This window comes from Parazoarcus communis (assembly GCF_003111665.1).
GTDB classification, from domain to species: domain Bacteria; phylum Pseudomonadota; class Gammaproteobacteria; order Burkholderiales; family Rhodocyclaceae; genus Parazoarcus; species Parazoarcus communis_B.
This window is the reverse complement of record NZ_CP022188.1, coordinates 2217846-2237694: the sequence shown is the minus strand read 5'-3', so window position 1 is coordinate 2237694 and position 19849 is coordinate 2217846. Positions and strand designations below refer to the sequence as shown.

The 19849-nt window shown below is 63.5% G+C and carries 18 protein-coding genes and 1 tRNA gene; 10 read left to right on the top strand and 9 right to left on the bottom strand.

Features of this window, described 5'->3' with window-relative positions; all coding sequences use genetic code 11:
- Positions 1–30: 30 nt before the first annotated feature.
- Both CEW87_RS10245 and CEW87_RS10240 read right to left on the bottom strand, forming a co-directional pair.
- A complete protein-coding gene (locus CEW87_RS10245; protein ID WP_108972768.1) occupies positions 31–696 on the bottom strand; it encodes a Bax inhibitor-1/YccA family protein in 666 nt (221 codons plus the stop codon).
- 78 nt (positions 697–774) lie between these two features.
- Positions 775–1122, bottom strand: a complete 348-nt coding sequence (locus tag CEW87_RS10240; protein WP_108972766.1) for an HPF/RaiA family ribosome-associated protein — start codon at positions 1120–1122, stop codon at positions 775–777.
- Between the two features lie 127 nt (positions 1123–1249).
- Between CEW87_RS10240 and nhaR the strand changes: the two genes are divergently transcribed.
- Positions 1250–2158 carry a transcriptional activator NhaR gene (gene nhaR / locus CEW87_RS10235; RefSeq protein ID WP_108972764.1) on the top strand — a complete coding sequence of 303 codons (909 nt, stop codon included), beginning with the start codon at positions 1250–1252 and terminating at the stop codon, positions 2156–2158.
- Positions 2159–2317: 159 nt separating this feature from the next.
- Here nhaR and CEW87_RS10230 read toward each other — a convergent pair.
- Positions 2318–2404, bottom strand: a tRNA-Leu gene (locus tag CEW87_RS10230).
- 61 nt (positions 2405–2465) lie between these two features.
- On the opposite strand from CEW87_RS10230, the gene queA reads away from it, so the two are divergent.
- The 5 genes from queA (at position 2466) to secF (ending at position 7969) form a co-directional block, all read left to right on the top strand.
- Positions 2466–3500, top strand: a complete 1035-nt coding sequence (queA, locus tag CEW87_RS10225) for a tRNA preQ1(34) S-adenosylmethionine ribosyltransferase-isomerase QueA (protein WP_108972762.1) — start codon at positions 2466–2468, stop codon at positions 3498–3500.
- The gene (gene tgt / locus CEW87_RS10220) at positions 3490–4602 is read left to right on the top strand and encodes a tRNA guanosine(34) transglycosylase Tgt (protein WP_108972760.1); all 1113 of its coding nucleotides are present in this window, start codon (positions 3490–3492) and stop codon (positions 4600–4602) included. Before queA ends, tgt begins: the two co-directional genes overlap by 11 nt.
- A 68-nt stretch (positions 4603–4670) precedes the next feature.
- On the top strand, positions 4671–4994 hold the full coding sequence (gene yajC, locus CEW87_RS10215; RefSeq protein ID WP_108950677.1) for a preprotein translocase subunit YajC: 324 nt from the start codon (positions 4671–4673) through the stop codon (positions 4992–4994).
- Positions 4995–5147: 153 nt separating this feature from the next.
- A complete protein-coding gene (gene secD / locus CEW87_RS10210) occupies positions 5148–7013 on the top strand; it encodes a protein translocase subunit SecD (protein WP_108972758.1) in 1866 nt (621 codons plus the stop codon).
- A 23-nt stretch (positions 7014–7036) separates the two neighbouring features.
- A complete protein-coding gene (gene secF, locus CEW87_RS10205) occupies positions 7037–7969 on the top strand; it encodes a protein translocase subunit SecF (RefSeq protein ID WP_108972756.1) in 933 nt (310 codons plus the stop codon).
- 83 nt (positions 7970–8052) lie between these two features.
- On the opposite strand, the gene CEW87_RS10200 is transcribed toward secF, so the two are convergent.
- Both CEW87_RS10200 and purB read right to left on the bottom strand, forming a co-directional pair.
- The gene (locus tag CEW87_RS10200) at positions 8053–8370 is read right to left on the bottom strand and encodes a DUF2322 family protein (RefSeq protein ID WP_108972754.1); all 318 of its coding nucleotides are present in this window, start codon (positions 8368–8370) and stop codon (positions 8053–8055) included.
- 97 nt (positions 8371–8467) lie between these two features.
- The gene (gene purB, locus CEW87_RS10195) at positions 8468–9835 is read right to left on the bottom strand and encodes an adenylosuccinate lyase (RefSeq protein WP_108972752.1); all 1368 of its coding nucleotides are present in this window, start codon (positions 9833–9835) and stop codon (positions 8468–8470) included.
- A gap of 145 nt (positions 9836–9980) precedes the next feature.
- Between purB and apaG the strand changes: the two genes are divergently transcribed.
- The 3 genes from apaG (at position 9981) to CEW87_RS10180 (ending at position 12953) form a co-directional block, all read left to right on the top strand.
- Positions 9981–10364, top strand: a complete 384-nt coding sequence (apaG, locus tag CEW87_RS10190; RefSeq protein WP_108972750.1) for a Co2+/Mg2+ efflux protein ApaG — start codon at positions 9981–9983, stop codon at positions 10362–10364.
- A 172-nt stretch (positions 10365–10536) separates the two neighbouring features.
- Positions 10537–11271, top strand: a complete 735-nt coding sequence (locus CEW87_RS10185; RefSeq protein ID WP_234421716.1) for a DUF6781 family protein — start codon at positions 10537–10539, stop codon at positions 11269–11271.
- A complete protein-coding gene (locus CEW87_RS10180; RefSeq protein ID WP_108972748.1) occupies positions 11271–12953 on the top strand; it encodes an ABC1 kinase family protein in 1683 nt (560 codons plus the stop codon). Before CEW87_RS10185 ends, CEW87_RS10180 begins: the two co-directional genes overlap by 1 nt.
- A 42-nt stretch (positions 12954–12995) precedes the next feature.
- Here CEW87_RS10180 and CEW87_RS10175 read toward each other — a convergent pair whose 3' ends face one another.
- The 3 genes from CEW87_RS10175 to secA all read right to left on the bottom strand — a co-directional run bounded on the left by CEW87_RS10175 (position 12996) and on the right by secA (position 19122).
- The gene (locus CEW87_RS10175) at positions 12996–14981 is read right to left on the bottom strand and encodes a potassium transporter Kup (protein ID WP_108972746.1); all 1986 of its coding nucleotides are present in this window, start codon (positions 14979–14981) and stop codon (positions 12996–12998) included.
- Positions 14982–15140: 159 nt separating this feature from the next.
- Entirely contained in the window at positions 15141–16379 is a 1239-nt protein-coding gene (gene argJ, locus CEW87_RS10170; protein ID WP_108972744.1) for a bifunctional glutamate N-acetyltransferase/amino-acid acetyltransferase ArgJ, read from the bottom strand.
- 19 nt (positions 16380–16398) lie between these two features.
- Positions 16399–19122 (bottom strand): preprotein translocase subunit SecA, encoded by a 2724-nt coding sequence (secA, locus tag CEW87_RS10165; RefSeq protein WP_108972742.1) that lies wholly within the window; start codon positions 19120–19122, stop codon positions 16399–16401.
- Positions 19123–19214: 92 nt separating this feature from the next.
- Here secA and CEW87_RS10160 point away from each other — a divergent pair, with 92 nt between their 5' ends.
- Complete coding sequence (locus CEW87_RS10160; protein ID WP_108972741.1) at positions 19215–19649, top strand: DciA family protein; 435 nt, start codon at positions 19215–19217, stop codon at positions 19647–19649.
- A gap of 5 nt (positions 19650–19654) precedes the next feature.
- Here CEW87_RS10160 and CEW87_RS10155 read toward each other — a convergent pair whose 3' ends face one another.
- Positions 19655–19843 carry a hypothetical protein gene (locus CEW87_RS10155; RefSeq protein WP_108972739.1) on the bottom strand — a complete coding sequence of 63 codons (189 nt, stop codon included), beginning with the start codon at positions 19841–19843 and terminating at the stop codon, positions 19655–19657.
- Between the last annotated feature and the right edge of the window lie 6 nt (positions 19844–19849).

Here is a 19849-nt window from a genome sequence, read left to right as displayed (position 1 = left end):
AGTCGCCCCGGTTTGCAGTCAGCAGGCGCGTCAGTCGTTGTTCATGAAACCCAGCAGATGCAGAAGGCTGGTGAAGAGGTTGTAGATCGTCACGTACAGCGTGACCGTCGCCATCACGTAGTTGGTTTCGCCACCATGGATGATGTTGCTGGTCTCGTACAGGATCAGGCCCGACATCAGCATCACGAACATCGCCGACACGGCAAGCGACAGGCCGGGCATTTCAAAGAACACCGCGCCCAGACCCGCAAGGAAGGCAACCAGGATGCCAACCATCAGGAAGCCGCCCATGAAGGAGAAGTCCTTGCGCGTAGTCAGCGCATAGCCCGACAGGCCAAGGAAAATCGCCGCCGTGCCCCCCATCGCCTGCATCACGACCTGACTGCCGTTGGGCATGGACAGGTAGTGCGAGATGATCGGGCCAAGGGTGTAACCCATGAACCCGGTCAGCGCGAAGACGAACAGAATGCCCAGACTGCTGTTACGGAACTTGGTTGTCAGGAACAGCAGGCCGAAATAGCCGACCAGCGTCAGGATCAGGCCCGGATGCGGCAGCCCGAACGCCATCGAGGCGCCTGCAGTCACCGCCGAAAACGCCAGCGTCAGCGACAGCAGCATGTAGGTGTTGCGGATGACCTTGTTGGTCGACAGCACCGAGGCTTCCGACCGGTTCATCGAGGCAATGCGATTTTCCATCTGTGATTCTCCTTGAAACAAGCGGCAATGCCGTAGTCTAGTTTTGATTTGTTCGAAATATAAACGCTAAAAGCGTGCTCAAACGGGCGCTTCGATCAGCGCGGCGCAGCGGGTGTGATCCACGCGCCGGTTACGTCGCAGGCGCTGGGCGAGTACGCGCGAAACCCTGTCCGCCGCCTCATCGACCGCCGCCCTGACATCGAGCTGGGTGATCGCGAATACCACGTCCGGCAGGTTGCGCAAGCGCAACTGGACCACACAGCGCTTGTCCGCGCCACCCCGCGGTCCATTCACGTCGGCCACCTTGATCCGGGCCCACTGGATGTGATCCCTGAATTTGCCGACAGCAAAGCGCATCCTCCGCGCCACGTAGTCCTGCAAACCGGGAGCCGCTTCAACGCCGTCACAATGCAGATCGATTCGCATGTCTGAGTCTCCTTTGTCTGGTGCAATGACCGCCCTGCAATACACAGTTCGGATGCTAAGGCTCAGACTGTTCGATAAACTCCGGGTTCAACTGAATTTTCATCTGGTTTTATCGAACAATATACACATGATCAACTTCAAGCAGCTTCACCATTTCTGGAGCGTGGCACGTGCCGGCGGCGTGGTCAGGGCCAGCGAGCGCACCGGCCTCGCACCGCAGACGCTGTCAGGCCAGATTGCTGCCCTTGAGACCACACTCGGCGTCAACCTGTTTCGCCGCCAGGGGCGACGCCTGGTGCTGACCGAAACCGGTGACATGGTGCTCGACTACGCAGAGGAAATCTTCCGCCTCGGCACCGAACTCGAAGACGCCCTCAGCACGCGCTCGGCCGGCCGCGCACTGCCCTTCCGTGTCGGGGTCTCCGACGTTGTGCCCAAGGCAATTGCCTATGTCCTGCTCGCCCCCTCGATCGCCCTGCCCGAACCGATGCGCATCGTGTGCCGCGAAAACAAGCTCGACCAGTTGCTTGGCGAACTGGCCGTCCACAAGCTGGACGTGGTGCTGGCCGACAGCCCGCTGCCACCAAATATGGACGTGCGCGGCTACAGCCACAAGCTGGGCGAGTCGCCGGTCAGCTTCTTTGCCACGCCGGCCCTCTCGGCCAGTCTCAAAGGCCCCTTCCCCGCCTGCCTGCATGGCGCGCCCATGTTGCTGCCGGGCGCCGATGCCGCGGTACGGCGCCCCTTGTTGCGCTGGCTCGAAGATCACAAGGTGCATCCGCGAATCGTCGGAGAGTTCGACGACAGCGCACTGATGAAGGCTTTCGGGGAGGCCGGTGTCGGCATCTTTCCCTCGGCCGACCTGATTTCCGACGAGGTATGCAGGCAGCACGGCGTACAACGCCTGGGCACGGCCGACAGCGTCAGGGAATCCTTCTATGCGATTTCCGTGGAGCGCCGGCTGACGCATCCCGCAGTCCGTGCGATCAGCAATGCAGGGCCGATGCAATCGGACTCCGCCGACACGACGTCGTGAACATTCGACACGTCCCGACAGGATCATGCGCCCGCATGCGGTGTCAACCGGGGCGAACCATGCTGGAGAAGGGGGCAACGCGGGGGGAAAGGTGGCAGAGGCCAAGCCCGCCTGCGAAAGCTGCTAGAATCCGCCGCTTTCGATGCGTGCTGCCTTGCCTGGTGCCGGGAGAGGGACTCGAACCCTCACACTGTTACCAGCGGCGGATTTTGAATCCGCTGCGTCTACCGATTCCGCCATCCCGGCAGGGAAGGGCACGCATTATCACTGAACAAGACCGATTGCGGCAAGCCGTTACGGTGAATTGATGCCTCTGACCCTCAACGATTTCGATTATGAACTCCCGCCCGAGCTGATTGCGCAGGCGCCGCTGGCCGAACGCAGTGCCAGCCGCCTGCTGATCGTGGGTGAAACACTGGACGACAGGCAGTTCTCCGACCTGCCGGATTACGTGCGCCCGGGCGATCTGCTGGTGTTCAACGACACCCGCGTGCTCCACGCCCGTCTGCACGGAATAAAGGCCTCTGGCGGCCAGATCGAGGTGCTGATCGAACGCCCGATCGGCCCCCACGAGGCGCTCGCGCAGATCCGCTCGTCCAAGTCGCCCAAACCCGGCTCCACACTGCGCTTGGCAGATGCGTTCGACGTCACCGTTCTCGGACGAGTCGGCGAGTTCTTTCATCTGCGCTTCCCGGAACATGAGGATCTGGTCCAGTTGCTCGAGCGCCACGGCAAGCTTCCGCTGCCGCCGTATATTCAGCGCGCAGCCGGCGATGCCGACGAGAGTCGCTATCAGACGGTGTATGCACGTGCGCCCGGTTCGGTCGCCGCGCCCACGGCGGGGCTGCACTTCGACCAGTCCGTGCTCGATCGCGTCGCAGCGCGGGGCGCCAGTTGCGCCTGGCTGACATTGCACGTCGGTGCGGGCACTTTCCAGCCGGTCAGGGTGGACGACCTCGGGGAGCATCGCATGCACTGCGAGCGCTACGTGATTCCGCAGGAAACGGTAGATGCGATCGCCGCCACCCGCGCCGCCGGCGGGCGGGTGATCGCAGTCGGCACCACCAGCATGCGCGCGCTTGAAGCCGCTGCGCAGGAGGGCCCGCTCGCGGCAGGCAGCGGCGAGACCGAGATTTTCATCCTGCCCGGCTTCCGCTTCCGTGTCGTCGACGCCCTCGTCACCAACTTTCACCTGCCCAAATCCACCCTGCTGATGCTGGTGTCCGCCTTTGCCGGCATGGACACCATGCGGCAGGCTTATCGCCACGCGATCGCTCAAGGCTATCGCTTCTTCAGCTACGGCGATGCCATGCTTCTGACCCGGAACGACAATGCAGTTTGAACTCCTCACCACCAGCGGCAGTGCCCGCCGCGGCCGCCTGACCCTGGCTCACGGCGTAGTCGAAACCCCGGTATTCATGCCGGTCGGCACCTATGGCACGGTCAAGGCCATGACGCCGGACATGCTCAAGGACATCGGCGCGCAGATCTGCCTCGGCAACACTTTCCACCTGTGGCTGCGCCCCGGGCTGGACGTCATTGCCGCGCACGGCGGCCTGCATGGCTTCATGGGCTGGGACAAGCCCATCCTTACCGATTCAGGCGGTTTCCAGGTTTTCAGCCTCGGCGCCCTGCGCAAGATCACCGAAGAAGGCGTGAAGTTCGCCAGCCCGATCGACGGTGCCAAGCTCTTCCTCACGCCCGAGATCTCCATGCAGATCCAGCACACGCTGAACTCGGACGTGGTGATGATCTTCGACGAGTGCACGCCCTACCCCGCCACCCGCGACGAAGCCGCGAAATCGATGCGCATGTCGCAGCGCTGGGCCCGGCGCTCGCGCGACGAATTCGACCGTCTGGAGAACACCAACGCACTGTTCGGCATCGTCCAGGGCGGGATGTACGAAGACCTGCGCGACGAGTCGCTGGCCGCACTGGATGAAATCGGCTTCCACGGTTTTGCCATTGGCGGCCTGTCGGTGGGCGAGCCCAAAGAGGACATGCGCCGCATCCTCGCCCATACGGCGCCGCGCCTGCCATCCGGCAAGCCGCGCTACCTGATGGGCGTGGGCACACCGGAAGACATCGTGGAAGGCGTCGCTGCCGGCATCGACATGTTCGACTGCGTGATGCCGACCCGCAACGCCCGCAATGGCTGGCTATTCACCCGTTTTGGCGACATCAAGATCAAGAATGCCACGCACAAGCTTGATACCCGGCCACTCGACCCCACTTGCGACTGCTATACCTGCCGGAACTTCAGCAGGGCTTACCTTCACCATCTGCACCGCACCGGGGAAATTCTGGGCAGCATGCTCAACACGATTCACAATCTGCGCTATTACCAGACGCTCACCGCCGAACTCCGTGACGCCATTGCGGTCGATGGCTTCGCTGCGTTTGTCGAGCGCTTCCAACGCGATCGCAATACAGGCACCGTCTGATCCTCACCAAGGCAGCGCATGCTTCGCTGCTATAATTCAACGCTTTTTGCCAACTTTGGAGTAACAACGTGCTGATTTCCAACGCATACGCTCAGGCCGCAGGCGCCGATCCTACCGGTGGCCTGATGGGCATGCTGCCGCTGATCCTGATGTTCGTGGTGCTGTGGTTCCTGATGATTCGGCCGCAGATGAAGAAGGCCAAGGAACACAAGGCCATGGTTGAAGCGCTGGGCAAGGGTGATGAAGTCGTCACTGGCGGCGGTATCGCAGGCCGCGTCACCGAAGTGAACGACAGCTTCGTGCAGGTCGAGGTCGCGCCCAACACCGTTGTCGCCGTGCAGAAGAATGCCGTTGCCACGGTGCTGCCCAAGGGCACGCTGAAGGCACTCTGAGCATTGCCTTAGCGGAGGCGGCGCTCTGCCGCCTCCGTACCGACACTCCCGCGCTGCCGAGGCGCAGGGGATGCCTTTTACGTTGTCCGAAAGGCGGGCGCATGACCGGCCCTGATTCCGGACAGCCTCATCCTCAACGCACTGCCCTCCACAATGAATCGCTATCCACTCTGGAAGAACATCCTCATCGGGCTCGTCCTGCTATGGGGCCTGATCTACACATTGCCGAACTTCTACGGTGAGGTGCCCGCGGTTCAGGTGTCGAGCGGAAAGGCCACGCTCAAGCTTGATCCCGCCACCGTCACCGACCGCGTTGCCGAGGTGCTGCGTAGCGCCGGCATCGAGCACAACGGAATTTTCTCGGATATCTCGGGCGTTCGCGCCCGCTTTGCCAGCACCGACGTCCAGATCCGGGCCAAGGACGCCATCGAGCGCGCCTTCAACCCCGATCCGCAGGATCCGTCCTACGTTGTCGCCCTCAACCTGTTGTCGGCCTCGCCGGCCTGGCTGACCTCGATCCACGCCTTGCCGATGTATCTGGGCCTCGACCTGCGAGGCGGCGTGCACTTTCTGCTTCAGGTAGACATGCCCGGGGCACTCACCAAGCGCCTCGACTCCACCACCGGTGACCTGCGTACCCTGATGCGCGACAAGAACGTGCGCCATGCCGGCATCACCCGCGAAGGCAACACGATCCACATCCGCTTCCGCGACAGCGCGCAGCGCGACGCCGGCCGCAGCGCCATCCAGGGCAGCACGACCGACCTGCAGCTGTCCGACCGCGACGACGGCAGCGATGACCTCAAGCTGGTGGCCACGCTGACGCCTCAGGCACAGCAGACCATGCGCGACTTCGCGATCAAACAGAACATCACCACCCTGCACAACCGGATCAACGAGCTGGGCGTCGCCGAGCCGGTGATCCAGCAGCAGGGCGCAGAACGCATCGTCGTCCAGCTGCCCGGCGTGCAGGACGTGGCCAAAGCCAAAGACATCCTCGGCCGTACTGCCACCCTCGAGGTGCGCATGGTCGACGACACCCCTGGCGCGGTAGAGGACGCCATTGCCGGCAAGGTACCCTTCGGCACCGAGCTCTACACCGAGCGTGGCGGCTTGCCCCTGCTGGTGAAAAAGCAGGTGGTACTGACCGGCGACCGCCTCACCGACGCCCAGCCCGGCTTCGACGGCCAGACCAACGAAGCGGCCGTGCATCTGACACTGGATGCCGCCGGCGCCCGTATCTTCCGCGATGTCACCCGCGAAAGCATCGGCAAGCGCATGGCCATCCTGCTGATCGAAAAGGGCAAGGGCGAAGTGGTAACCGCACCGGTCATCCGCAGCGAGATTGGCGGCGGCCGGGTGCAGATTTCCGGCCGCATGACCACGGCCGAAGCCAACGACGTCGCCCTGCTGCTGCGGGCCGGCTCGCTGGCTGCACCGATGGAAATCATCGAAGAGCGCACCGTCGGCCCCAGCCTCGGCGCAGAGAACATCGCCAAGGGCTTCAACTCGACACTGTGGGGCTTCCTCGCGATTGCCGTGTTCATGTGCGCGTACTACGCACTGTTCGGCGTGGTTTCGACGATTGCGCTGGCATCCAACCTCTTGCTGCTGGTGGCCTTGCTGTCGCTGCTGCAGGCCACGCTGACCCTGCCCGGTATCGCCGCCATGGCGCTCACCCTGGGTATGGCCATCGACGCCAACGTGCTGATCAACGAGCGTATCCGCGAGGAACTGCGCAACGGCTCAAGCCCGCAGGCGGCCATTGCCGCCGGCTACGACCGCGCCTTCGACACCATTCTGGACTCCAACATCACCACCCTGATCGCCGGTATCGCACTGCTGGTATTCGGTTCCGGAGCGGTGCGCGGCTTCGCCGTGGTGCACTGTCTGGGCATCCTGACCTCGATGTTCAGCGCGGTGCTGGTGTCGCGGATGATGATCAACCTGATCTACGGTCGTCAGCGCAAGGTGGAAAAGCTGGCAATCGGCCAGGTCTGGAAGCCGGGCAATAACTGAGCGGAAGACAAGGACAAGCAATCATGGAATTTTTCCGCATCAAGAAAGACATCCCCTTCATGCGCCATGCGCTGGTGTTCAACATCATCTCGTTGATCACCTTCGTGCTGGCCGTGTTCTTTCTCGCCACCCGCGGCCTGCATCTGTCGGTCGAGTTCACCGGCGGTACGCTGATCGAGGTCAGCTACACCGAGGCGGCCCAGCTCGATCCCATCCGCCAGGCGCTGGGCAACGAGGGCTACCCGGATGCCCAGGTACAGAACTTCGGCAGTGCGCGCGACGTGCTGATTCGCATGCCAAACCGCGAAGACCTCGACACCAACCGCGTGTCGGAACGGGTCATGAGCACGCTGGCAAGCATCGACGGCCCCAAAGGCGAACTGCGCCGTGTCGAGTTCGTCGGCCCCCAGGTCGGCAAGGAACTCGCCACCGACGGTGCCATGGCGCTGCTGCTGGTGATCATCGGCATCATGCTCTACCTCGCGGCCCGCTTCGAATGGCGCTTCGCGGTGTCGGCCATCATCGCCAACCTGCACGACGTGATCATCATTCTGGGGTTCTTCGCCTTCTTCCAGTGGGAGTTCTCCCTGCCGGTGCTGGCTGCGGTGCTCGCGGTGCTGGGCTACTCGGTGAACGAATCCGTCGTGGTCTTCGACCGTGTGCGTGAAACCTTCAAGAAGAAGCGCAGCATGAGCACGCCCGACGTGCTCAACCACGCTATCACCAGCACCATCTCGCGTACCGTGATCACCCACGGCAGCACCCAGATGATGGTGCTGGCCATGCTGATATTCGGCGGCGAAACCCTGTACTACTTCGCCCTCGCGCTGACCATCGGCATCCTGTTCGGCATCTACTCCTCGGTGCTGGTCGCCAGCCCGCTGGTGATGTGGCTCGGCGTCTCGCGCGAGCAGTTCATCAAGCCGAAGAAGGAAAAGGAAGAAGCCGTCGTCTGACGCTTCCTGCAGCACACGTGACAAGGGCGCCAATTGGCGCCCTTTTTCATGCAACCGGCCCGGCAGTACCGGGCTGCGCTGCATTACACGGCAAAAACCTGCTTCACCCGCAGCGTCTCGCCGCGCTCGATCAGCCCGATCAGGCGGTCAATGTTCGGGTGCTTGCCGGGGTTCAGGCGCGCGTCCTCGGTATGCTCCGCATACAGTTCCAAGCCTTTCGCAGCGGCTTCCGGGCTGATTGCGCCGTGGATCTGCGCCAGATGGTTGTACACCGTCAGCGAGCCGCCTTGGCCGGGTTTGTTCTCGATCGTTCCAACGACTGCGTCCGCAGCGTCGATCAGATTGATTGCTGCCAGGTGGGACACCTTGGGCAACTGCTTGAGGTTGTCGGCAAAGGCCATGTTCACGCTCCCTGTTTGATGGAAAACGCCACCGTGAAGGTGGCGTTGAATGATTCTTGTCGTACCGGGGCTCAAGACCCCGGCACTTCGGCAACGCTCAGATGGCGCGGGCCAGTTCCGCGGCCTTGCCGATGTAGCTCGCCGGCGTCATCGCCAGCAGACGGTCACGCTCGCTCTGCGGAATCGCCAGCGTGGCGATGAAGGACTGCAGCGCCTCGCGGGTGATGCCCTTGCCGCGGGTCATGGCCTTGAGCTGTTCGTACGGGTTCTCGATCGCAAAACGGCGCATGACGGTCTGCACCGGCTCGGCCAGCACTTCCCAGCAGTCGTCGAGGTCGGCCGCCAAGCGGGCCGGTTCGGCTTCGAGCTTGCCCAGACCGCGCAGCGCACTGTCGATTGCCAGCACCGTATGGCCGAAGCCCACGCCCATGTTGCGCAGCACGGTGGAGTCGGTCAGGTCGCGCTGCATGCGCGAGACCGGCAGCTTCTCCGAGAAGTGACGCAGCACCGCATTGGCGATACCGAGGTTGCCCTCTGCGTTCTCGAAATCGATCGGATTGACCTTGTGCGGCATGGTTGACGAACCCACTTCGCCGTCCTTCAGACGCTGCTTGAAATAACCCAGCGAGATGTACATCCAGATGTCGCGGCAGGCGTCGATCAGGATGGTGTTCATGCGGCCGGTGGCGTCATACAGCTCGGCCATCGCGTCATGCGGCTCGATCTGGATGGTGTAGGGGTTGAACTCCAGACCCAGCGACTCGATGAAGCGGCGGTTGAAGCCCTCCCAGTCGAACTCGGGCCAGGCGGACAGGTGAGCATTGTAGTTACCCACCGCACCGTTGAACTTGGCGGTCAGCGACACCGCAGCGATCTGCGCGCGCGCGCGCATCAGCCGCGCGGCGATGTTGGCCATCTCCTTGCCCAGCGTCGTCGGGCTGGCCGGCTGGCCGTGAGTGCGCGACAGCATCGGCAGATCTGCCAGTTGATGCGCGAGCGCGCGGAAACGGGCGATCACCTTGTCGACCGCCGGCAGCAGCACCTCGTCGCGACCGGCCTTGAGCATCAGCGCATGCGAGGTGTTGTTGATGTCTTCGGAGGTGCAGGCAAAGTGGATGAACTCCGACACCTTCATCACCTCGGCGTTATGACCGAGGCGCTTCTTGAGCCAGTACTCCATGGCCTTGACGTCGTGATTGGTGGTGGCCTCGATGGCCTTCACCGCCTCGCTGTCGTCGGGGGAGAAGCCCGCCACGACGGCATCGAGTTCAGCCACGGTTGCGGCAGAGAACGGCGCGATCTCGGCGAGACCGGCATCGGCCGCCAGCGCCTTGAGCCACTCCACCTCCACCCTTACCCGATTGCGGATCAGGCCGTGTTCGGAAAAATGGTCGCGCAAGCCCCCAACCTTGCCGTGATAACGGCCATCGAGCGGGGACAGGGCAGTAAGGGCAGAAACGGACATGACAGATTTTCCGGACAAAATGTTATTTTACAGCTCTGACTCCCGTCTTGGCCCGCTTTCGGGACAAGAAAGCCGACACCATCCACCGGCGACCCGTGGCGCCTGCGCTACCTTAGCCGATGATCATTCCAGGAGAATCACGCGCGTGAGCACTTCAGACGCCTATCGTATCGCCGTCGAAGCTGTCGCCGAATTCATTCCGGCACAGTCCAATCCGGACGAGGACCACTTTGTCTTCGCCTATCACATCACCATTCGCAACACCGGCACCGTGGCAGCACGGCTGGTCAGCCGCCACTGGATCATCACCGACGGCACCGGCAAGGTTCAGGAGGTCCACGGTCAGGGCGTGATCGGCGAACAGCCGCTACTCGAACCAGGCGAAGTGTTTCGCTATTCGAGCGGATCGGTGCTCGAAACGGCCGTAGGCACGATGCACGGCAGCTACCAGATGGAAGCCACCGACGGACATCGTTTCGAAGCCGAGATCCCACCCTTCATGCTGGCGATGCCGCGCGTACTGCACTGATTCGAAAGGTGCAGACCGTGCCGCCGGGCACGATGCTCAGTACAATGGAGTCGACGCATGAACGGCCTCCGGCTTTCTGCCGCAGGCTATCAGCGGTTTGCAGCAAGGCGCCGGACAGCGCGCGGAACCTTCCGCTTCGTGGTGCCGGGCGCCCAGCAAAGGAGTCGTCACCATGAGCAAGCAATCTTCCCACACTGGCAGTGCTTCGCATTCGACTGGAGACGCGCAGGCCCCAAGACCGGCCGCCGATGAAATCGAGCGGCAGGCCCGCAGTGCGGCAGGGGGCACGCCCGCCGAAATCTCCGAACGGGTGCGCGGCATCACCCTTCAGGCCCTTGCCGATGGACATCTGGACCGCGATGCAATTCGCGCCGTGATGGATGCAGTGGTAAAGGGCGCCCAGCAAGGTGCAGCCAGCCGCGGCAGCGAAGAGGCGCAGGCGCTCCGGCAGGCCATGCAAGGGCTCGACGAGGCGCTGGCTTCTGCCGCCGAAGCCACCCAGCTTGCGCTGCAGGAAGCGGGAAAGCGCGGCGAAGCGTTCTCCCACGAGGTCCTCAAACAGACGCGCGACGAACTCTCCGCGCTGGAATCACTGTTCATCGAAACCCTGGGCAATGCGGCCCGGAGTGCCAACGGCATTGCGCGCGCGACCTTGCAGGATCTGAACGACCATGCGCGCAGCAGTGGCACCGCGGTGGGCGGGCGCATCCGCTCTGCCCTGTCCGAACTCACCCAAAGTCTGGCCGACACCGCGCGCGGACAGGTTGAAGACGGTGCGCGGATCGTGCGCAACGAAGCCGCTGTTCTCGCCGGGCTGGCGGCCGGCCTGCTGCGCGGCATTGCCGACCGCCTGCATCCGCCGACGGACAAGGGCAGCACGCCCCCTCCGCCTGACCAGAACGACTGATGTGGTCGGACGCCGTCAGCGCCGTTCGCGACCTTGGCCGCCTGCATGACATTGCAAGTGTCCTGATTCGCTACGGCTTCGGCGATCTGGTGCGTCGCATCGGCATGGCCGGCGCACTCGAGCGCGCGGGCAAGGTATTGCACTGGCGCGCCCCGGATGAACTCGCCCAGCTCGAACCGCCCGCCAGGGTGCGTCGAGCGCTCGAGGATCTTGGCCCGACCTTCGTCAAGCTCGGCCAGATCCTCGCGACCCGCGTCGACCTGTTTTCGGCTGAGTGGACGACCGAGTTCAGCAAGCTGCAGGACGCCGCCCCCGCCCTGCCCTATGCCGACATCCATGCACAACTGACCGAAGCCTTCGGTGAGGCGCCCGAGAACATCTTCCCGCGACTCGAGACCTCCCCACTGGCCGCCGCCTCCCTGGCCCAGGTGCATCGGGCCTTGCTCGCGGACGGTACGCCGGTGGTGCTTAAGGTGCGCCGTCCGGGCATCCGCCCGGTCGTGGAAGCCGATCTGCGCCTGCTGGCCCGCCTCGCCGAGATTATCGAAGCCGACGCCCCCGACCTGCGACGCTACCGGCCGCGCGATGTTGTGCGCCAGTTCACCCGCTCGCTGCGCCGCGAGATGGATTTTTCCGCCGAGGGCCGCAGCGCCGAGCGCATCGCCGCCCGCTTCGCAGACCGCCCGGAGATCGTGCTGCCGCGCATCCACTGGCAATGGACCAGCGAACAGGTCAATGTGCAGGACTGCATCGAAGGCATTCCGGGGCGCAACCTCGCCGCAGTCGATGCCACAGGGCTTGACCGCAAGCTGCTCGCCTGCCGCGGTGCCAATGCGGTGCTGCAGATGATCCTGAAGGACGGCTTCTTCCACGCCGACCCGCACCCGGGCAATCTGTTCTACCTGCGGGGAAACCGCATCGCCTTCATCGACTTCGGCATGGTTGGCAGGCTCACCGAAGAGCGTCGCTACCAGGTCGCGCGCCTGCTGCACGGCCTCGTTCGCCACGAAGCCGCTGCCGTGGCCGACATCCTGATCGACTGGAGTGGCGGCATGGAGGGCGACAGCGCACCGCTGATGGACGAGATCGACGCCTTTGTCGATCAGTACCATGGCGTGCCGCTGAAAGCGCTCGATTTCAGCGCAATGCTCAGCGACCTGATCACCATCCTGCGCGATCACGAACTGGCCCTGCCCCCGGATCTCGCGCTGCTCGTGAAGACCTTCATCACCCTCGAAGGGCTCGGTCGCCAGCTCGACCCCGAGTTCGACATGGCAGGCGAGGCCAGCCCATTTCTGGAGCAGGTGCTGATCGCACATGCGGCACCGCTCGCGCTGGCCAGGCGCGGCTGGCGCACGCTCAACGGCGCCCTTGACCTGATTGCCGGGCTTCCTCAGGACCTGCGCCAACTGCTGCGGGCATCGCGCACCGGCCGGCTGAAGGTTCAGGTCGAGGTCGTTCCGCTCAAGCAGTTCGGTGAACGGCTGGACCGCGCAATCAGCCGTCTGGCACTGAGCATCGTGACCGCGGCACTGATCATCGGCTCGGCCATCATCCTGACGGTCGATAACGATGCCGCCCTGCCCGGCGGCCTCTCGTTTGGCTGGCTCGGCTTCGGCGCGGCCGTGCTGGGCGGTGTGTGGGTCCTGATCTCGATCTGGCGCAGCGGTGGCCGACACTGAGGCCTCGTCGTCGCAGTCCGACCGCGCCCCACCGCAGCACGCTCAGAACTCGACCTGCGCCCCGAGCTCCACCACCCGGTTGGGCGGAATGCCGAAATAATCGGCCGCACTGCCGGCATTGCGAAACAGCACAATGAACAGCTTCTCCCGCCATCCGGCCATGCCCGAACTTGCGCGCGATACGAGTTTCTCGTGCCCGAGGAAAAACGAGGTGCTCATCAGATCGAATTCGAGCCCCTGCTGAGCACTCAGCGCCAGCGCCGCCGGAATGTCCGGCTCCTCCTTGAAGCCGTAGCGCACCAGCACGCGCCAGAAGCCGTAATCGAGCTGCTCCACCTCCAGGCGCCGCTCATCGGGCACCCACGGCGTGTCCGCGGTTTCCACTTTCAACAGCACCACCCGCTCGTGCAGGACCTTGTTGTGATAGAGGTTGTGCAACAGGGTTCGTGGCACGCTCTCGAGCCAGTGCGTCAGAAACACGGCCGTCCCTGGCACCCTGGGCGGCGGGTCGTTGAACAGGGACGGAATGAAGATCTCCAGACGCATCGTATCCGCACGTGAGCGCTCCTCAAGCACGGCACGACCGCGCTTCCAGGTTCTGAGCACGACGAAGATCAGCGCGCCGATCAGCAGCGGAAACCATCCACCGGCGACGATCTTGACCGCGGTGGCGGAGAAGAATGCGATGTCGACCGTGATGAATACGCCAATGAAGGCGAGCGATGTCGCGACGTTCCATCGCCACAGGGCGCGCACGACGACGAAGGCCAGGATGGTGTCGATCAGCATCGTCAGCGTGACCGCGATGCCGTAGGCGGACGCCAGCGCACTCGACGAGCGGAAGCCAACCACGAGGGCGATCACCGCACCGAGCAGCATCCAGTTGATGCCCGGCACGTAGATCTGGCCGATCTCCCGCTCCGAGGTGTGCACCATCAGCATCCGAGGCGCGTAGCCAAGCTGTATCGCCTGCCGGGTGAGCGAGAACGCCCCCGAGATCACCGCCTGACTGGCAATGATCGTTGCCAGCGCAGACAGCGCCACCATCGGATACAGCAGCTGATCGGGCACCAGCAGAAAGAAGGGATTCCGGACGTTGTCGGGATGATCGAGAATCAGCGCTCCCTGCCCCAGATAGTTCAGGTACAGGGCGGGAAAGACGACAAAGAACCAGCTCAACTTTATCGGCCGGCGGCCGAAGTGCCCCATGTCGGCATACAGGGCCTCACCACCGGTAATCGCCAGCACGACCGCGCCCAGCGCGAGCCACGCGATCAGTGGCTGAGTGGCGAAGAAGTGCGCCGCCCACCACGGACTGATGGCGCCGAGAATCTCTGGATGCAGACGAATTCCGTTGATGCCGAGCACGGCCAGCACCGCAAACCAGCACAGCATGACCGGGCCGAAAATGGCCCCGACGCTGCCGGTTCCGCGGCGCTGCATCATGAACAGCCCAATCAGCAGGACGAGTGCGATCGGGAGCACGAAGGGGCGGAACGCCGGCGTGGCAATCTCCAGCCCCTCCACTGCGGAGAGCACTGAAATGGCCGGCGTGATCATGCCGTCGCCGTAGAACAGCGCGGCACCGAACACCCCGAGCACCGACAGCCACCATGCCTTGCGCCCCGGCTTCACCGCACGCAGCGCGAGCGAAGTCAGCGCCATGATGCCGCCCTCGCCATCGTTGTCGGCACGCATGATGAAAAGCACGTACTTCGCCGAGACCACCAGCATCAGCGCCCAGAACACGAGAGACAGAATGCCGTAGACGTTTTCGGGCGTCACCGGCACGGCATGTTCGCCGTTGAAGACTTCCTTCAACGTATAGAGCGGGCTGGTGCCGATGTCACCGTAGACGATGCCGATGGCCGACACTGCAAGACCGGCGATACCCGCTCTGGGCCCATGATTTGCAGTTACAGGAGGGTGACTCTGATCTTGTGCCGACACCGTCGATCTCCGCGCGCTGCGCAATAGGCTGCTGGGGCGTGCTGTCCCGGCCTGCACGGACCACGGCAGGCGCTTCATGCACCGCAGCATTCTGCACCAAGGCGGCGGCGAGTGCGAACGTGCGCGCCTGAAGTCTGCTCTCACGTCCGCCATGGGCGGCACGCCCATGAGACATGAAAAAACCGGACAGCGCGCTCGACGCGGTGTCCGGTTTGTGTGCTGCCGATCAGGGCAGGATCAGCTGCGGTAGTCGGCGTTGATCTTTACGTAGTCGTAGGAGAAATCGCAGGTCCACACCGTGGCAGCCGCATCACCGCGGGCGAGATCGATGCGCACGATCAGTTCCGCTTCTTTCATGATCCGGGTGCCGGCTTCTTCAACATAGCTCTCAGCCCGGCCACCGTGTTCGGCGACCAGCACGGACTCTTCCGTGTTGCCGAGCCAGACGCGAAGCCTGGAGACATCGAGGTCGTCGATGCCCGCATAACCGATCGCAGCTAGAATCCGCCCGAGGTTGGGATCGGACGCAAAGAACGCGGTCTTGACCAGCGGCGAGTGCCCCACCGCATAGGCTACCTTGCGGCACTCTTCACGGCTGGCGCCGCCTTCGACGACGATGCTCATGAACTTGGTCGCGCCCTCGCCGTCGCGAACGATGGCCTGCGCAAGCCGGATCGACACGTCGACGATTGCATCGCGCAGTGCCGCGAAATCCGCCGTACTGGCGTCGGTGATCTCTGCGTTACCGGCCTGCCCCGTCGCGATCACGATGAAGGAGTCGTTGGTCGAGGTATCACCATCGATGGTGATGCTGTTGAAGGACAGATCCGCCGCTTCACGCGTCACGGTCTCCAGCAGCGGCTGACTGATCGCAGCATCGCAGGCCAGAAAGCCGAGCATGGTCGCCATATTGGGCTTGATCATGCCCGCGCCCTTGCTGATGCCGGTGAGGGTAATGGTGCGCCCGCCCACGACAACCTGCTTTGAGATGCCCTTCGCCAGGGTGTCGGTGGTCATGATGGCGTGCGCGGCATCGAACCAGCCGTCTGCGCGAAGGTCGGCCACGGCCTTCGGCAGGCCTGCCACGAGGCGGTCAACCGGCAGCGGCTCGAGAATGACTCCGGTCGAAAACGGGAGCACCTGTTCCGCACCGATATCCAGCCGCGCCGCCACCGCTTCGCACGTCGTGCGCGCGTTGGCCAGGCCCGACTCGCCGGTACCGGCATTGGCCACACCGGTGTTGATCACCAATGCACGAATGTCGCCGAGCGGCAGATGCGTCTTGCACAGCTGGACCGGCGCTGCGCAGAAACGGTTCAGCGTGAACACGCCTGCAACACGGCTGCCCGGTGCAAGTTCGATCACGGTCAGGTCGCGCCGGTTGGCCTTGCGGATACCCGCTTCGGCAACACCCAGACGCACGCCGGCGACAGCGTTCAGCTCAGCCGGGTTCGGAGTCGTCAGATTTACAGCCATGGTGTTCTCCTGGACCGGCTCAGCTCAGCTTGCCGTGACAGTGTTTGTACTTCTTGCCCGATCCGCAGGGGCATGCATCGTTGCGCCCGACCTTGGGCCCGGCCGTGGCCGGCTGCGCGGCATCGCCGCCCGCAGCGGCCTTGCCCAGTGCCTCGTCGTAATCGGCGTGGTGATACTGCACGTTCTCGACGTCTGACTGCGGTTCGGCCTCATCGAGCTGCGATTCGGTACGAATCTGCACCGTCATCAGCAGCTTGCTGACATCGGCACGGACCGCATCGAGCAGGGTCTCGAACAGCTCGAACGCTTCGCGCTTGTATTCCTGCTTGGGGTTCTTCTGTGCGTAACCGCGCAGATGGATGCCCTGACGCAGGTGATCCAGCGCCGCAAGGTGCTCCCGCCAGTGGGTATCGAGGCTTTGCAGCATCACATTGCGCTCGAACTGCTGCCACGCCACCGGATCGACCGTCGCGGTCTTGGCGGCATAGGCGGCTTCAGCCGCTTCGAGAATGCGCTTCTGAATCGCATCGTCGTCCAGGCTCGGCTCGGCCTTGATCCACTCTGCCACGTCCAGCTTGAGCTGGAAGTCGGCCGCGAGTGCCTGCTCCAGTGCGGGCACGTCCCACTGCTCTTCCACGGTGTCCAGCGGCACGTAGAGGCGGAAGGTGTCATGCACAACGCCCTGGCGCATCGCGGTGATCGTGTCGGAGATGCTCTCGCTCTCGAGCAGCTCGTTGCGCTGCTGGTAGATCACCTTGCGCTGATCGTTGGAGACGTCGTCGTACTCGAGCAGCTGCTTGCGGATATCGAAGTTGCGCTGCTCGACCTTGCGCTGCGCAGACTCCAGCGAGCGGGTGACCATCGCATGCTCGATGGCCTCGCCTTCAGGCATCTTCAGGCGGACCATGATCGCGTTCAGGCGCTCGCCGGCGAAGATCTTCATCAGCGGATCTTCAAGCGAGAGGTAGAAACGGCTCGAACCCGGGTCGCCCTGACGGCCCGAACGGCCGCGCAGCTGATTGTCGATACGACGCGACTCGTGGCGCTCGGTACCGATGATGTGAAGACCGCCCGCGGCACAGACCTGCTCATGCACCTTCTGCCACTCCGCACGCAAGGTGGCGATGCGGCCCTCCTTCTCGCTTTCCGGAATGCTCTCGTCTTCACGCAGCAAGGACACCGGCTTCTCGATATTGCCACCCAGCACGATGTCGGTACCGCGACCGGCCATGTTGGTGGCAATCGTCACCACACCGGGACGGCCGGCCTGAGCGACGATCTGGGCTTCGCTGTCGTGCTGCTTGGCATTGAGCAGCTGATGCGCAATCTTGGCCTTGTTCAGCAGGCCGGACAGGTACTCGTTGGTCTCGATCGAGGTCGTACCCACCAGCACCGGTTGCCCGCGAGTGACGCAGCCTTCGATATCGGCGATCACCGCATCCCACTTTTCCTTGGCGGTGCGATAAACCTTGTCGTTCTCGTCGCGCCGTGCGGCCGGGCGATTGGTCGGAATGACGACCGTCTCGAGACCGTAGATGGAGTGGAATTCGAAGGCTTCGGTGTCGGCCGTACCCGTCATGCCGGCGAGCTTGCCGTACATGCGGAAGTAGTTCTGGAAGGTGATCGAGGCCAGGGTCTGGTTCTCGGCCTGGATGCGCGCGCCTTCCTTAGCCTCGACGGCCTGGTGCAGACCGTCGGACCAGCGCCGGCCCGCCATCAGGCGCCCGGTGAACTCGTCGACGATGACCACTTCGCCGTTCTGGACGACGTAGTGCTGATCCTTGTGATACAGCGCGTGGGCACGCAGCGAGGCGTAGAGATGGTGCACCAGCAGGATGTTGCCCGGCTCATAGAGGCCGCTGCCTTCCGGAAGCAGGCCCGTGCGCACCAGCAGCTGCTCGGCCGTCTCGTGCCCCTGCTCGGTCAACAGCACCTGATGGGCCTTGAGGTCGACCGTGTAGTCGCCCGGCACGGTCACATCGTCGCCTTCGCCTTCCTGCTTTTTCAGCAGCGGCGCAACCTGGTTCATCTTCAGGTACAGCTCGGTGTGATCTTCGGCCTGGCCGGAGATGATCAGCGGCGTGCGCGCTTCGTCGATGAGGATGGAGTCCACTTCGTCGACAATGGCGAAGTTCAGTTTGCGCTGAACACGTTCGCCGGTGTTGTACACCATGTTGTCGCGCAGGTAGTCGAACCCGAATTCGTTATTGGTGCCGTAGGTAATATCGGACGCATAGGCCGCCTGCTTTTCCTGGTGCGACATGCGCGACAGGTTGCAGCCAGTGGTCAGCCCGAGGAAACCGAAGATCCGGCCCATCCAGTCGGCGTCGCGGCTGGCCAGGTAATCGTTGACGGTGATGACGTGCACGCCCTTGTCGGCGAGCGCATTCAGGTAGGCCGGCAGCGTGGCGACCAGAGTCTTGCCCTCGCCGGTACGCATTTCGGCAATCCTGCCGTCGTGCAGCACCATGCCGCCAATGAGCTGCACGTCGAAGTGGCGCATGCCGTGCACCCGCTTGCCCGCTTCGCGCACCACGGCGAAAGCCTCGGGAAGCAGTGCGTCGAGCGTTTCGCCGTTTGCAACGCGCTGCCTGAACTCGGCAGTCTTGCCTTTGAGTGCTTCGTCCGAAAGCGCCGAGATCTCGGGCTCCAGAGCATTGATCCGACGAACGGTCTGCGAATACTGGCGGATCAGACGGTCGTTACGTGTACCGAATAATTTCTTGAGAAGGCCGGAGAACATGAGATGGGGTCGACGTCGATTCGGCAAAGCGGCGAGTTTATCATGTCGGACTGTCCTCCCATATTTCTCCCTCATTAAGCGACCCAAAACTCATGAGCAAGCTCCTGCAACGCTACCTTGGCGCCGGCAACGCACTTGCCCGCCTGCAGGACCATGCAGCCCGGCTGCGCCGCTTGCAGACCGTCCTCGACGGCGGCCTGCCCGCCCAGTTCGCAAAAGCCTGCAGCGTGGTCAATCTGAAGGATGACGTGCTGGTGATTGCCACCCGCGGCAGCGCCCTCGCAGTGCGACTCAAGCAGATGACCCCTTCCCTGATGGATCACTTCCTGCACGCGGGCTACCCGCTGCAGTCGATCAGGATCAAGGTATCCACACCCGAGGAGACCGTCGTGCAACGCGCACCGACCGTGCGCACGGTGTCGCCGGCGGCCAAGACTCAGTTGCGGGAATTTGCTGCGACGCTGCCCGAAGACTCACCGCTGCGCGATGCGCTCGAACGGCTTGCGCGCCTCAGCAGGGAAAGCTGACAGCGTCAGATCATCGGCGCCAGAAGGCGCTCGAGGGCAAACAGGGACAGAAAGACGAAGAGCACGACCAGGCCGGCACGAAAGATCTTCCATGCCCACTGCCGATAGCGGCGATTGCCGGTAAGCAGCCACAGCAGGATGGAGCCGGCGATCCCGAGCACCAGCAGCAAACCGACGATGCGCAGCACAAGCATCGCGGC

Excerpts from the sequence above, each read along its gene's own strand:
- secA (WP_108972742.1), bottom strand. The coding sequence starts at position 19,122 with ATGTTCTCCGGCCTTCTCAAGAAATTATTCGGTACACGTAACGACCGT.
- CEW87_RS10155 (WP_108972739.1), bottom strand. The coding sequence starts at position 19,843 with ATGCTTGTGCTGCGCATCGTCGGTTTGCTGCTGGTGCTCGGGATCGCC.
- CEW87_RS10160 (WP_108972741.1), top strand. The coding sequence starts at position 19,215 with ATGAGCAAGCTCCTGCAACGCTACCTTGGCGCCGGCAACGCACTTGCC.
- CEW87_RS10180 (WP_108972748.1), top strand. The coding sequence starts at position 11,271 with ATGTGGTCGGACGCCGTCAGCGCCGTTCGCGACCTTGGCCGCCTGCAT.
- CEW87_RS10245 (WP_108972768.1), bottom strand. The coding sequence starts at position 696 with ATGGAAAATCGCATTGCCTCGATGAACCGGTCGGAAGCCTCGGTGCTG.
- queA (WP_108972762.1), top strand. The coding sequence starts at position 2,466 with ATGCCTCTGACCCTCAACGATTTCGATTATGAACTCCCGCCCGAGCTG.
- CEW87_RS10240 (WP_108972766.1), bottom strand. The coding sequence starts at position 1,122 with ATGCGAATCGATCTGCATTGTGACGGCGTTGAAGCGGCTCCCGGTTTG.
- purB (WP_108972752.1), bottom strand. The coding sequence starts at position 9,835 with ATGTCCGTTTCTGCCCTTACTGCCCTGTCCCCGCTCGATGGCCGTTAT.
- nhaR (WP_108972764.1), top strand. The coding sequence starts at position 1,250 with ATGATCAACTTCAAGCAGCTTCACCATTTCTGGAGCGTGGCACGTGCC.
- secD (WP_108972758.1), top strand. The coding sequence starts at position 5,148 with ATGAATCGCTATCCACTCTGGAAGAACATCCTCATCGGGCTCGTCCTG.
- secF (WP_108972756.1), top strand. The coding sequence starts at position 7,037 with ATGGAATTTTTCCGCATCAAGAAAGACATCCCCTTCATGCGCCATGCG.
- CEW87_RS10175 (WP_108972746.1), bottom strand. The coding sequence starts at position 14,981 with ATGAAGCGCCTGCCGTGGTCCGTGCAGGCCGGGACAGCACGCCCCAGC.
- argJ (WP_108972744.1), bottom strand. The coding sequence starts at position 16,379 with ATGGCTGTAAATCTGACGACTCCGAACCCGGCTGAGCTGAACGCTGTC.
- CEW87_RS10200 (WP_108972754.1), bottom strand. The coding sequence starts at position 8,370 with ATGGCCTTTGCCGACAACCTCAAGCAGTTGCCCAAGGTGTCCCACCTG.
- tgt (WP_108972760.1), top strand. The coding sequence starts at position 3,490 with ATGCAGTTTGAACTCCTCACCACCAGCGGCAGTGCCCGCCGCGGCCGC.
- CEW87_RS10185 (WP_234421716.1), top strand. The coding sequence starts at position 10,537 with ATGAGCAAGCAATCTTCCCACACTGGCAGTGCTTCGCATTCGACTGGA.